Here is a 12,430-nt window from a genome sequence, read left to right as displayed (position 1 = left end):
TCAAACTCCAAAATTGTCCATTAATACAACTTAATCCCATGATTCAAACCACTATTAATAATGAACCACTATAAAAACTTAAGAAATCTAAAGAAATCCAAAGATTACCCTTTCTTTATAGAGGGAGATAATTAGTATTATATATCAGCATTCGGACCCATTGTTGTGTAAAGGATACGTGATATTTCACTATCGCTAATCTGCTCGTTCACCTTCGACCGAGTTCCGAATGAAAGTAGGTAGCTTCTTGAAAAAGGATTCTAACACAGACTGGGCTTGTGTTCAGGGTAAACTGCTCCCGATTTCATTGATCAACAACCTATTCTGAGCAATGAATCATGGGGGTCTTTTTTTCTGGTATATTGACGTTATCATCAAGGTGATCCTTTCCCACTTCTGGTTAAGAATATGGTAAAATAATTAACTGGAATTTATTGAATGATACATTAAAGAAGATATAAAGGAGAATTCTACTTTGAAACCGAAAATTGAAGACGTTGCCAAAGTTGCTGGTGTTTCCCCAACCACTGTTTCTAGAGTACTGAATAATCGTGGGTACATCGGTGAAAAAACGAGAGAAAAAGTGTACAGAGCAATGGAACAAATAAATTATTATCCTAATGAAATCGCAAGATCACTTTTCATAAAAAAAACTTTCTTAATTGGTTTGATTTTCCCTACGACTAATAATCCTTTTTATGGGCAGCTTATTTTTCATTTAGAGAATATTGCTGCGTCTCTTGGATATAAGGTGTTACTATGTAATAGCCAAGGAAGAGAAGATAAAGAAAAGAGCTATTTGAAAATGCTTCAAAGAAATCAAGTAGATGGGATAATCGCTGGTGCACATAATAAAGGTATCAAAGAATATGAGGACCCCACGCTGCCTGTTGTGGGAATCGATCGTTATTTATCAGAAAAGATTCCTGTTGTTTCAAGTGATAATTACGATGGTGGAAAGCTGGCAACCCAATTGTTGATTGATAAAGGGTGCAAAAACATCATTCATATAAATGGACCGCTTTCTTTAGAGACTCCTGCAAACTTGAGAAGGAAAGCGTATGAAGATGTAATGAAAGCTAATCAATTGAAACCTCTTACTTATGAATATGTATTGGATAATAGTATTTTTCCTCGATTATTTGAAGAGAATCCTAATGTTGAAGGTATTTTTGCGAGTGACGATATAATCGCTTCCCATGTGATTAGAGAGGCTAAAAATAGGAATATTAAAATTCCGGAAAATCTCAAAATCATAGGTTATGACGGAACGGAGACAACGAAATTATTACTTCCGGAATTAAGTACAGTCGAACAACCTATAAAGGAAATTGCAACCAAGGCTTTGGAAATTCTAATGAATCAAATCAATAAGGAAGATGATGACATTCATCCAGAAACCATCTTACCTGTAAGATTAATCGAAAGTGAGACAACAAGAAAGTAAGTGGGTTATCACCCACAGCACTTTCTTTCATTCATATTTCAGGAGGGATATATTTTTTAAAAAATTATGTCAACCGGTTGACACATTAAGCCCATTGACATATCATCTTGAATATAGGCGGTTACATAACCGATGTTAATATTCTTAATTTTGAGAAATTTATTTTTTTTAGCTTTTCAACACACAAGACGCTTAAGAGACTTTTATTTTCGAGAGGGAGGAATTAGAAATATGAAAAAAATTATGCTTTTGATTGTTTGTACGTCCATGGTATTAGGAAGTGCAGCCTGCAGTAATGAAAAAGCATCTGGAGATCCCAATGAAGTATCGATTTGGGTGCATACCTCTAAAGAAACGGCTGAAGGTGAAGCAATGCAAAAAATTATCGATCGATTCAATGAGCAAAATGATGGAAACTATACAGCCAAAATTGAGTTTATTCCTAGGAGTGGAAGTGGCGGCGGGTATGAGGATAAGGTTAACGCCGCATTGACAACAAATACTTTACCGGACGTCTTAACTTTAGATGGACCGAATACTGCGGCATATGCAAAAGCTAGGATTATTGCTCCAATCGGTAAATATATAAGCAATAAAGATGATTTATTACCAAGTATTATCCAACAAGGGACATATAAGGACAAATTGTATGCTGTAGGATATTCAGAATCAAGTGTCGGTATTTTTTATAATAAGCAAATGTTAAAAGATGCGGGCATTGATTTATCTACTTTACCTACAGTTGATAAACCATGGGATTGGAATCAATTCATGGAGCTTTGTGAGATTCTTGTTAAAAAGTATGATCAACCTGCAATTGATATGGGCTTGAATGACCAAAGCGAGTGGTTAATGTATGCATTTTCTCCGTTTTTGTGGTCACAGGGAGGATCAATCGTTTCAGAAGATAAAACGAAAGCAACGGGTGTTTACAATGATGAAAACAGTGTAAAAACCATGACCTTCATCCAGGATATGGTGGTAAAAGGGTTTACCACAAAAACTCCTGTTGAAAAAGGGTTTCAAACTGGAAAATATCCTATGAAATTTACAGGCTCTTGGACTATTGCAGAAATGGAAAGCAGTTATCCAGATGTGGAATATGGTGTTATGCCTTATCCAACCTCCCCTGATACTAATAAACTTGTTTCACCATCAGGATCCTGGCAATATGCGATGTCATCTACTACAGATAAGAAGGAAGCAGCTGGGGCTTTGATCGATTTTATGACATCCACTGAACCGCTTAAGGAAATAGCATTAGCAAATAGTGTACTGCCAGCATCTAAATCCGTAATCAAAGAAGTGCAAGATGAAGTATCCCCTCAAATGAAAATACTTATCGAGCAAAACTCTAAAACCGCTCATGCTAGACCAGTTTTACCTGAATACCCAAAAGTAAGTAGGACATTCCAACAAACGATCAGTGATCTGACTTACTACGAAAAAAATAAAGATATACAAAAGTTGCTGGATACTAAGGCGTCACAAATTGACAAAGCTCTAAAATAAAAGAAGGGTAATCCGACTTGGAATATTTCCAAGTCGGATTAATTTTAAAAGGAGACATCAAGATGAGGAAATTCAATTTAAAAGAAAATCTTTCTGCCTACTCATTTTTAACTCCAGCTTTAATATTAATGGGTCTGTTTTTTATCCTACCTGCGTTGATGGCTATTTATTACGCGTTTACAGACTATTATCTATTGACTCCTGACGATAAACAGTTTATTGGTCTGGAAAATTTCATTCAAATATTTAACGATACAGTCTTTATGCAAAGCCTAAAGAATATCATTATATTTGTCGCCTGTGTCATACCTGTCCAAGTAGGTGCAGCACTTGGAATGGCTTTATTAATTAATAAACGAAGAAGAGGAAACATCTTCTTTAAAGTAGCCTTTTTTGCTCCAGTTGTGCTATCTCTAGTCGTCATTTCAGTTCTTTGGTTATATTTATTGAATCCATCTGAGGGTTTAATCAATGTCCTGTTAGCAAAAGTAGGGGTTGATCCACAGCCATTTTTAAAAAGTCCAGATCAAGCTATATATACGATTGTTTTCGTGTCCGCCTGGCAAGGTGCGGGGTATCAAATGTTAATTTTTCTTGCTGGTTTACAAAACATACCTTCAAGTGTGTATGAAGCCAGTAAAATTGATGGTGCGAATAAATGGCAGAATTTTATTCATATTACGCTTCCCTTGTTGAAACCCACATCTATTTTAATTCTTATTACAACTTTTATTGCCGCTTTTAAATTGATCATTCAACCAATGGTCATGACCCAAGGTGGACCGATGAATTCTACTATGACTCCGGTCTATTATATTTATCAATCCGGATTTTCGGATCGGCTGATTGGATACGCAAGTGCTATGACTGTTGTTTTTGGAATCGTGATTGGGATTGTAACCTTGATTCAAAGTAAATTATCGAGGGAGGAAGCGTAATAATGAAAAAATCAATAAAGAAAATCGCGGAATATCTATTTTTGATTTTTTTAGCTAGTATTTTTATCTTTCCAATGATTTGGATGATTGCTTCTTCTATGAAGCCCGAAGCTGATATTTATATGGATATGGGAAGTATTCAATCTCTTCTCCCAGCTATGAATCTTTCAGAATGGTTTGAAACCTATCAAAAATTATTCTCAAGATTCAATGTCCTGAAGTATGTGTTAAACAGCCTCATATACGCTGTAGTGGTAACAATTGGCTCTATTATTGTAAACGCTATGGCTGGATATGCCTTTGCAAAATTTAATTTTGTAGGCAAAAAGTTAATATTTGGTTTGCTAATAACTTTATTGATTGTTCCAGTTGAAACATTGATTATTACTCAGTTTACAGTCGCCTATGACTTAGGGATTGTAAACACCAGATTGGCAGTTGTACTTCCCATGATTGCAAATATGCTCTATATCTATTTGTTTAGAAACTTCTTCAAGGCAGTACCAGAAGAAGTCATAGAATCAGTCAAATTAGATGGCGCAAACTACTGGATAATCTTTTGGCGTATAATTCTCCCAATGTCAAAACCCGCTATTGCGACGGTTGGAACGTTATCTTTCATTGCCAGTTGGAATGATTACTTATGGCCTTTGATGGTTTTAACAGATACGGATAAGTTTCCACTCCAAGTAGCTATTACCAACATCAATTCAACTCCACCTGTTTACACTAATCAGGTTATGGCGATTCTTACTCTATCCACAATACCATTGATTATCGTTTATATCGTGGCTCAGAAATACTTGCTTCAGGGATTAGGGGGATCAGGAACAGGAATTAAATAACAATAATGAGTTTAGGAAGCTATTGTAGTTATCTTATGAAACCATTGATTTCAATGTATACGAGGAAAAAAGAAGAATATAACATCTAGATATGTTTCATACAAATGGAGGACCCTAAATATGACAACTAATAATTTAAAGAAATACAGACCACATCTACACTTTGCACCAAAAAGAAATTGGATGAACGATCCGAATGGGTTAGTTTATTTCAAAGGAGAGTATCATTTATTTTTTCAATATCACCCAAATGACAGTGTATGGGGTCCAATGCATTGGGGCCACGCAGTCAGTAAAAATATGATTAAATGGGAAGAACTTGATATAGCCTTATATCCAGATGAATTTGGAATGATTTTCTCTGGGAGTGCAATTGTAGATTGGAATAATACAACCGGTTTTTTTCCAGATGAACCGGGGGTAGTAGCTATTTTTACACATCATCTTGAGAATGGCGAAGAACTACCGCCAGTTCAAACCCAAAGTTTAGCTTTTAGCCACGACCAAGGGAGAACATGGACGAAGTATGAAGGGAATCCAGTACTTATAAATGACACAAAAATAGATTTCAGGGATCCTAAGGTATTTTGGTATGAAGAAGCAGATAAGTGGATAATGGTTGTAGCTACTGGTCAGACTATCTCTTTTTATTCTTCACCGAATTTGATAGATTGGCAGTTTGAAAGTGAGTTTGGAAATAATATCGGTGTTCATGATGGGGTATGGGAATGTCCGGATCTATTTCCATTAAAAGTAGAAAACAGTAATGAACAAAGATGGGTATTGATTGTGAGTGTTGGAGACAACACTCAATATGATATAGGTTCTCAAACACAATACTTTATAGGTTCTTTTAATGGTTCTACATTTATTGCAGAGAATGAGTCAATTAATTGGCTGGATTTTGGAAAAGACAATTATGCAGGGGTTAGTTTTTCTGACATTCCTAAAGAAGATGGGAGACGTATTTACATTGGATGGATGAGTAATTGGCGCTATGCGAATCAAGTTCCAACAGAAGGGTGGAGAAGTCAAATGACGCTGCCCAGGCAACTTTCTCTTCGAAAAAGTGGAGATGTCTGTAAACTCATTCAACATCCAGTAAAGGAACTCGAATACTTTTTATCCAAAGAAATAGAAATCAACGGCATAATTGAAAATGAAGATGGATTGAAAACATATCAAGTTAATAAACCTTATATAGAAGTGGTACTGAATATTGAAATGCTGGATGCAAATCAATTTAGTCTTATCCTGCATCATACGAAAGAACATATGACGACCATTGACATCGACTCTATAGAGAAGATTTTGAAATTAGATCGTAGTAAATCAGGGATTGTTGATTTCTCGGATAATTTTTCCCATGACCAGATGGTGGAGCTGGAAAATACTGACGAAATACAATTGCGTATGGTATTAGACTCTTCGTCTATTGAACTGTTTATCAATAGAGGGGAATATGCTCTAACAAGCTTAATCTACCCTGATCAAGCTTGTGAAGCTATTTCCGTTTACTCTTCCAATGGAAAAGTCAGGTTTACAAATAGCTATATATCCACCCCGCTCAAGTAAAATATAGTAAATAAGGAGGCAGATAAATGAACTCAAACTCCTCAGTCATATGTATAGGGGAATTGTTAATCGACTTCTTTTGTACAAATGTCGGAACCGACCTAGTCAAGGGGACAACCTTCGAAAAACAGGCAGGAGGGGCACCTGCCAACGTATGTGCAACCATTGTAAAGTTAGGGGGCACTGCTGCATTCAGTGGGAAAGTTGGAGATGACCCTTTTGGTCTTTTTTTGAAAAACACACTCGCTGAATTAAAAATAGATACCTCTATGATTATATTTGATAATAAGAACCGAACTACATTAGCTTTTGTATCATTGAAAGAAAGTGGCGAAAGGGATTTTGTATTCAAACGAGGGGCAGATGCTTTTTTAACTAAAGAAGAAATGAATCAAAACAAGTTGAAAAACGCACGTATTCTTCATTTTGGCTCTGCTACAGCTCTATTGGAAGATCCCTTTCAATCCACATATTTAGATATGATGAGGCAGTCAAAAAAAGATGGACGTTTTACTTCTTTCGACCCAAATTATCGTTCGGATCTTTGGAAAAATAGAGAATCAGATTTTGTAGAGCTCGCTCATCTAGGAATTTCTATGGCTAATTTCGTTAAAGTCAGTGAGGAAGAGCTTAGAATAATAACAGGGATGAGTAAATTAACCAAAGGTGTAACGGCACTCCATCAACTGGGAGTGGGTTTAGTAGCGGTAACATTAGGAAAACACGGAACATTGATATCGAATGGCTTTCAGCAAGAAACTATCCCCAGCATAGAAGTAGAATCAATAGATTCAACTGGTCTGGAGATGCCTTTGTTGGTGCTATGCTTTATAAGTTAGCACACGAAGAAAAACTTGATCAATTTATCAGGGATTTTGAACAGATCAAAGAAATAACTACGTTTAGCAATAAAGTTGGGGCGAAGGTATGTACAAAAATAGGGGCTATTTCTGCAATCCCAACATATGAAGAAATATTATAATTATAAGTTTTTTTTTTGAAGTTATACAATATATAACTCAGTTGGGTGTATGTGATATCGATGACATTATTTTAAATATAATCGGAGCCTTTATTGGGTTTGTTTTGGTTAAGGTCATACCACTAATTATTAAATATTTGTTCTCCATACGAGGGGGCACTTGCTGAATAAGCAACTGGATCCATAGATACTCAAGAAGTGGGCAGGATTGTTTAATAAGGAATTGGAAAAGTTATTGGTAAATCTGAAAGAAATGAGGTCTTGGGTTGAGTATATCAGAAGAAAATAAACGCATTGCACAAACGGCTCTTAAAGCATTTGGTGACAATCCAAGCGTTTATAAATATTGGGACGATAATCATACAAGCTCTATTGATATTCTCAATGTAAAGTCCAGAGAGTTCGATGATGTAATTTCAATGTCCACTCTTGGTTTATCGGATTATTCAATTGGATATGAAGACGGGTCTTTACCATTGAGAATTGAAATTGTTGGAGCGAGTGGTTTTGATTGTTTCCCTAATGTATTAGCCACTTGTGCTTTCAACATTATTAACTCTAAATTTGAGTGTTCCCTTGGTAGTATTTTTAAAGATGTTATTAGTATGTATTTACCAAACAGTCCAATGAGACATATTTTATTCGTATCTCCATTTATTTTGGGAAGAGGAATTAACGACATTAGATTTTGAAAGAAAAAAAGTGGCTTAGTTAATGGCAGTTCCCATATCTGAAGCTGAAAAAAATTATGCTGATGAACAGGGATTTGAAGCATTAGAGGAACTTTTTGAACAAGCACAAATAAATGTTTTTAACTTGGGACGACAATCAATCTTGTAAAATTCTTATTGCGTTAACGGAGGCAATTACGAGGTAAGTGAATAGATGTCCTGTGAAAAAATCGGTGCACTTTATCGTTAAAGTGCACCTTTTAAATTTATTATTACTGTACTAAAGAATTAAACAGCAAGATAAGAAATGAAAGTAACAATATTAGCTTGATAGAATGGTGGTGAAGGTTGGTGATCATATGGAGAGAAAAACAATTGGATTATATGAAGCAGTTGCTTTGTATGTTGCTGCCATTTTAGGTTCAGGGGTCCTTTTTTTATCCGGCGTTACAGCCTCGATTGCAGGACCTGCATCGTTATTATCTTGGTTGATTGTAATCATTATCAGTTTTCCACTGGCTTATTCATTTGCTAATCTAGCACGTGAATTTCCTGATGCAGGAGGAGCAGCAACCTTCGTAAGAAAGTCATTTGGCTATCATATGGGGAATATTGTGGGATGGTTCTATTTTGTTACCGCTGCTGTTGGACAGACAATTGTTTCATTAACAGGTGCTTTTTATATAAGCGATGCATTCGGGTTGTCTGGTTTAGAAAACACATTCATAGCGATTCTGATCCTTTTAATTGCCGGGATATCAAATTATTCTGGTGTTGAAGTTAGCGGTAAGGTAGCAGTGATTCTCAGCTCTTGTCTACTAGGTTTATTACTGATAACGGTGATTGTTTCCTTACCCAAAATCCAATTGGTAAATTTCACTCCATTTGTTCCAAATGGCTGGACTTCAATCGGGACCGCAATAACCGTAATTTTTTGGGCTTTTTTTGGATGGGAGGCAATATGTAACCTTGCCAATAATTTTAAAAAGCCGGAGAAGGATATTGTAAATAGTACCCTTGTCAGTGCAATTATCATTGGGGTACTGTTCATAGCCTTAAGTATCGTTACCATTGGAACAGCAACATATGGATTCGTAGAAGGCGATCTATCTCCGATTGGTGTTATAATTGGAAATGAATTAGGAATGGGTGCGAAGGTGATAACAGCGGTTTTAGCTTTCCTTATTTGTGCAGGTACTTCTAATGCATTTGTTGCGAGTCTATCACAACTTGGATTTTCATTAGGCAGAGATGGAGCTTTTCCGAAAAAGTTATCCCAGTTACACTCGCCCACTCAGATTCCAAGGCGGATGATTATTTTTGTGATTTTCTTTGCTACAGCTGGTGTTATTACTACATCGCTTTTGTCAATGACATTCAATGACATTTTGTTCATTCCTACTTCACTCGGTATTCTTGTTTACATTTTGTCAATGGCAGCAGGAATAAAATTACTTAAAAAAGGATCAGTTCCTTGGATTTGTTCATTCATTGCTTTAATCCTATGTGTACTTGTGCTACCGTTTTTTAAACTATATATTTTTGTTCCAATCATTATTATGGGCTTGTATACAGGATACATGCTTCTGAAAAAGCAAATTTTGTCCCGAAAAGGAAGGTTAACCCTTGATGGAGACGCCAAAAAAACTTACGACCGAAAAAATGTTGGAAGCCACAATAGTGTGTGATGCGAACTATGATGGTACTTTCTTCTATGCAGTAAAAACGACTGGTATATTTTGTCGCCCGTCATGTAAATCTAAAGCACCTAAATTCGAAAACATTGTATTTTTTGAAAGCGCCAATGATGCTTTAAGTAGTGGATTTCGACCGTGTAAAAGGTGTAGACCTAATCTTCAAACAGAGGACTATGATTCCCAAAAAGAGATTGTTGAAATAGCAGTTAATATCATACATCAGTATTACGATGAAAAATTACATTTGAAGGATTTAGCATATAAGGTCGGAGTAAGTCCATTTTATTTAAATCGTATTTTTAGGACCAAAACAGGAATAACTCCTCATATGTATATTGAGAAAATGAGAATACACAAGTCGATGACCTTGTTATCTACAACATCATTAACCAGCATAGAAATAGCCTATATGGTAGGATATGAAACGCTATCAAGCTTTTACAAAGCATTCAAAAGGGTTACCAATAGTTCACCTAAAGAATATAGATTAAATAATAGAAAATGAACCAAATAAAGAAAATGAACCAAATAAAGAAAATTGATGTTTAACAAATGTTGGCGATACCTACACAAGGTGATCGCCTTTCTCTTATCGAAGAATTGGGCAGTTTAGCGGAACAACAAATGACATAAGCAGAGGAGCATATTATACTTAGGTCATCTAACATTTGCTTCGATAAGAAAGGAATATACGAGATTGTTTATGTAGACTTTCCTAGCCCACCGGGTTCTATACGAAAGGGTTTAAAGGGGAGAATCGTGCCTTAGGGGTTTGATTTTTACTACAATGCCCACTATGTAGCTTTAATTTTTAATAAATAGGGGAGTGGAATATGGAAAATAACGTTTTTGAACAGATGGCCAAAAGATATGATACAGAAGAAAGAATTGAATTAGCTAAAGTTATAGTTAAGGAAGTAAGACCAGAATTACGCAATAGTAAATCAAAATCTTTGATAGACTATGGGAGTGGTACTGGTCTAATTAGTTTAGAATTATCAGATTTAGTAGATTCTATTTTGTTGGTAGATTCATCAAAACAAATGTTGGAGGTTGCGAAAGCCAAAATTTCTCACAAAGGAATTACCAACTCAAAAGTACTTTATTCAGATTTTACTCAAGAAACTCCTGAACTTAAGGCAGACATAGTTTTAATGTCACTAGTCCTTCTTCATATTCCGGATACTAAAAAAATTTTACAAGAATTGTTCAACATTTTAAATAATGGTGGCAAGCTAATTATTATTGATTTTGACAAAAACGATAAAATAAATCATCCTAAAGTTCATAACGGTTTTTCGCATGAAGAACTGAAAGAAAGATTATCCGAAGTTGGATTTAAATCAATTGAAATTAAGACATTCTATCATGGAAATCGTATTTTTATGAATCAAGATGCCTCAATGTTTTTATCCAGTAGTATAAAGTGATTTCTTTTTCTTATATACTCATATTTAATTGATTTTTAAGCGGAAATTTACGACACTCCTGCGGGAATAGCGGTCCAGGCGAGACCCCACTCATTTAAAAAGATTTTCGACTAACAACCACCCCATCCTGTGGTGAACGTCGAAGCCAGCATAAGGAAAGCTTCTTAGAATTCTCATCGCAGACACGAAAATGATTTCATTTTTGTGTTGACATCCTGTCCAAGTGAGGAGGCTTGTGGAAGTAGGTAAATGCAATGAAGTGATGACTAGCTCAAGCGACCAGTCACTTGGATCACTTCACACTTCCTGCGGCGGAAATGCCTCATCGTCAGTCCTCCAGTGACCTGCGTGACTAGACGGGTAGCTTCCGCTTTTCTTGTGCCTGCGGAAAGGGAGTGAATTTCGCAGAAATCAACAATATATGCAACTCTGTCTTTGAAAAACGTGTGATTTGACTGCGAAATCCGATTTTACCTCAAAACAGAACCCGCTCTCTTTTTTAAATGATAACAACTATCGCTTAAAGAACTTTATTGAACAATAACCCTTTTACGGATGAAAATACATGATCCGGTTGCCAATCTGATTGTGGAACATCTTGTGCACGAGTAACGCCAGAAAGGACAAGTACGGTTTTCATCCCAGCCTCGATTCCCATCCGGATATCCGTTTCAAGCCGGTCTCCGATCACAACACACTGATCCGGAGATAACTTGAGGATATCGATTGCAGCTTCAACGGTTATTACAGATGGTTTTCCTATCTGTAAATCAATGTTCCTTCCTGTCACGCCTTCCAAAGCTCCGATCATTCCTGCGCAATCCGGCACCTCACCAAATTCAACTGGACACGTTCTATCAGGGTTGGTTGCAATCGTCCTGGCTCCATTTTTTACGGATTGATAAGCAAAGTTCAAATGATCATAATGAAAATCCCGATCCCAAGAGAGAATCACAATATCGGTCTCTTCAGGTGTAAGTGCGATTGGAAACCCTGCAAGCTTGATTTCATCTTTAATGATCTGTTCACCTATGATATAAAGTTTCGAGTCTGGGTGGTTGTTATTCAGGTAGTTAATCAATGTGACGGTAGGATTCAAAATATTGTCCACCGTCACATCAATATTGAAGTTTTTTAGCTTTTCTACGTATTTCTGTCTGGATTCGATTGTTTTATTTGTGAGAAACAAGATTTGCTTTCCTTCTTGTTGAAGGGTTTGAATTACTTTATCAGCGGCTTTTATCAACTGTTTACCAAGGTAGATCGTTCCATCCAAATCAAAAATATATCCTTTGATTTCTCTCATCTCATCCTCCGTTATCAATAAAATAAT

General features: G+C 36.1%; 10 protein-coding genes and 2 pseudogenes. 11 read left to right on the top strand and 1 reads right to left on the bottom strand.

Going from position 1 to position 12,430, the window contains the following annotated elements; all coding sequences use genetic code 11:
* Positions 1–475: 475 nt before the first annotated feature.
* From KOL94_RS19095 to KOL94_RS19045, 11 genes and pseudogenes are all read left to right on the top strand, one after another.
* On the top strand, positions 476–1,447 hold the full coding sequence (locus KOL94_RS19095) for a LacI family DNA-binding transcriptional regulator (RefSeq protein ID WP_221568234.1): 972 nt from the start codon (positions 476–478) through the stop codon (positions 1,445–1,447).
* Positions 1,448–1,678: 231 nt separating this feature from the next.
* Entirely contained in the window at positions 1,679–2,959 is a 1,281-nt protein-coding gene (locus tag KOL94_RS19090) for an ABC transporter substrate-binding protein (RefSeq protein ID WP_221568233.1), read from the top strand.
* A 62-nt stretch (positions 2,960–3,021) separates the two neighbouring features.
* The gene (locus tag KOL94_RS19085; RefSeq protein ID WP_221568232.1) at positions 3,022–3,897 is read left to right on the top strand and encodes a carbohydrate ABC transporter permease; all 876 of its coding nucleotides are present in this window, start codon (positions 3,022–3,024) and stop codon (positions 3,895–3,897) included.
* A gap of 2 nt (positions 3,898–3,899) precedes the next feature.
* Positions 3,900–4,742 carry a carbohydrate ABC transporter permease gene (locus KOL94_RS19080; protein ID WP_221568231.1) on the top strand — a complete coding sequence of 281 codons (843 nt, stop codon included), beginning with the start codon at positions 3,900–3,902 and terminating at the stop codon, positions 4,740–4,742.
* A 120-nt stretch (positions 4,743–4,862) separates the two neighbouring features.
* Positions 4,863–6,317 carry a glycoside hydrolase family 32 protein gene (locus KOL94_RS19075; protein ID WP_221568230.1) on the top strand — a complete coding sequence of 485 codons (1,455 nt, stop codon included), beginning with the start codon at positions 4,863–4,865 and terminating at the stop codon, positions 6,315–6,317.
* 26 nt (positions 6,318–6,343) lie between these two features.
* Positions 6,344–7,299, top strand: a pseudogene (locus tag KOL94_RS19070) (carbohydrate kinase family protein).
* Between the two features lie 41 nt (positions 7,300–7,340).
* Positions 7,341–7,466 carry a hypothetical protein gene (locus KOL94_RS25815; protein WP_369010067.1) on the top strand — a complete coding sequence of 42 codons (126 nt, stop codon included), beginning with the start codon at positions 7,341–7,343 and terminating at the stop codon, positions 7,464–7,466.
* Positions 7,467–7,565: 99 nt separating this feature from the next.
* Positions 7,566–8,139 (top strand): annotated as a pseudogene (locus KOL94_RS19060) (suppressor of fused domain protein).
* A gap of 190 nt (positions 8,140–8,329) precedes the next feature.
* Entirely contained in the window at positions 8,330–9,658 is a 1,329-nt protein-coding gene (locus tag KOL94_RS19055) for an APC family permease (protein ID WP_221568268.1), read from the top strand.
* Complete coding sequence (locus KOL94_RS19050) at positions 9,633–10,172, top strand: bifunctional transcriptional activator/DNA repair enzyme AdaA (RefSeq protein WP_221568229.1); 540 nt, start codon at positions 9,633–9,635, stop codon at positions 10,170–10,172. Before KOL94_RS19055 ends, KOL94_RS19050 begins: the two co-directional genes overlap by 26 nt.
* Positions 10,173–10,500: 328 nt before the next feature.
* Complete coding sequence (locus tag KOL94_RS19045) at positions 10,501–11,097, top strand: class I SAM-dependent methyltransferase (RefSeq protein ID WP_221568228.1); 597 nt, start codon at positions 10,501–10,503, stop codon at positions 11,095–11,097.
* Positions 11,098–11,617: 520 nt separating this feature from the next.
* On the opposite strand, the gene KOL94_RS19040 is transcribed toward KOL94_RS19045, so the two are convergent.
* Entirely contained in the window at positions 11,618–12,403 is a 786-nt protein-coding gene (locus tag KOL94_RS19040; RefSeq protein ID WP_221568227.1) for an HAD-IIA family hydrolase, read from the bottom strand.
* Positions 12,404–12,430: the final 27 nt, after the last annotated feature.

This window comes from Alkalihalobacillus sp. TS-13, from assembly GCF_019720915.1.
Classification (GTDB): Bacteria; Bacillota; Bacilli; order Bacillales; family Fictibacillaceae; genus Pseudalkalibacillus.
This window is presented reverse-complemented; position numbering and strand designations above follow the sequence as displayed.

Excerpts from the sequence above, each read along its gene's own strand:
- KOL94_RS19090 (WP_221568233.1), top strand. The coding sequence starts at position 1,679 with ATGAAAAAAATTATGCTTTTGATTGTTTGTACGTCCATGGTATTAGGA.
- KOL94_RS19085 (WP_221568232.1), top strand. The coding sequence starts at position 3,022 with ATGAGGAAATTCAATTTAAAAGAAAATCTTTCTGCCTACTCATTTTTA.
- KOL94_RS19080 (WP_221568231.1), top strand. The coding sequence starts at position 3,900 with ATGAAAAAATCAATAAAGAAAATCGCGGAATATCTATTTTTGATTTTT.
- KOL94_RS19075 (WP_221568230.1), top strand. The coding sequence starts at position 4,863 with ATGACAACTAATAATTTAAAGAAATACAGACCACATCTACACTTTGCA.
- KOL94_RS19055 (WP_221568268.1), top strand. The coding sequence starts at position 8,330 with ATGGAGAGAAAAACAATTGGATTATATGAAGCAGTTGCTTTGTATGTT.
- KOL94_RS19050 (WP_221568229.1), top strand. The coding sequence starts at position 9,633 with ATGTTGGAAGCCACAATAGTGTGTGATGCGAACTATGATGGTACTTTC.
- KOL94_RS19045 (WP_221568228.1), top strand. The coding sequence starts at position 10,501 with ATGGAAAATAACGTTTTTGAACAGATGGCCAAAAGATATGATACAGAA.
- KOL94_RS19040 (WP_221568227.1), bottom strand. The coding sequence starts at position 12,403 with ATGAGAGAAATCAAAGGATATATTTTTGATTTGGATGGAACGATCTAC.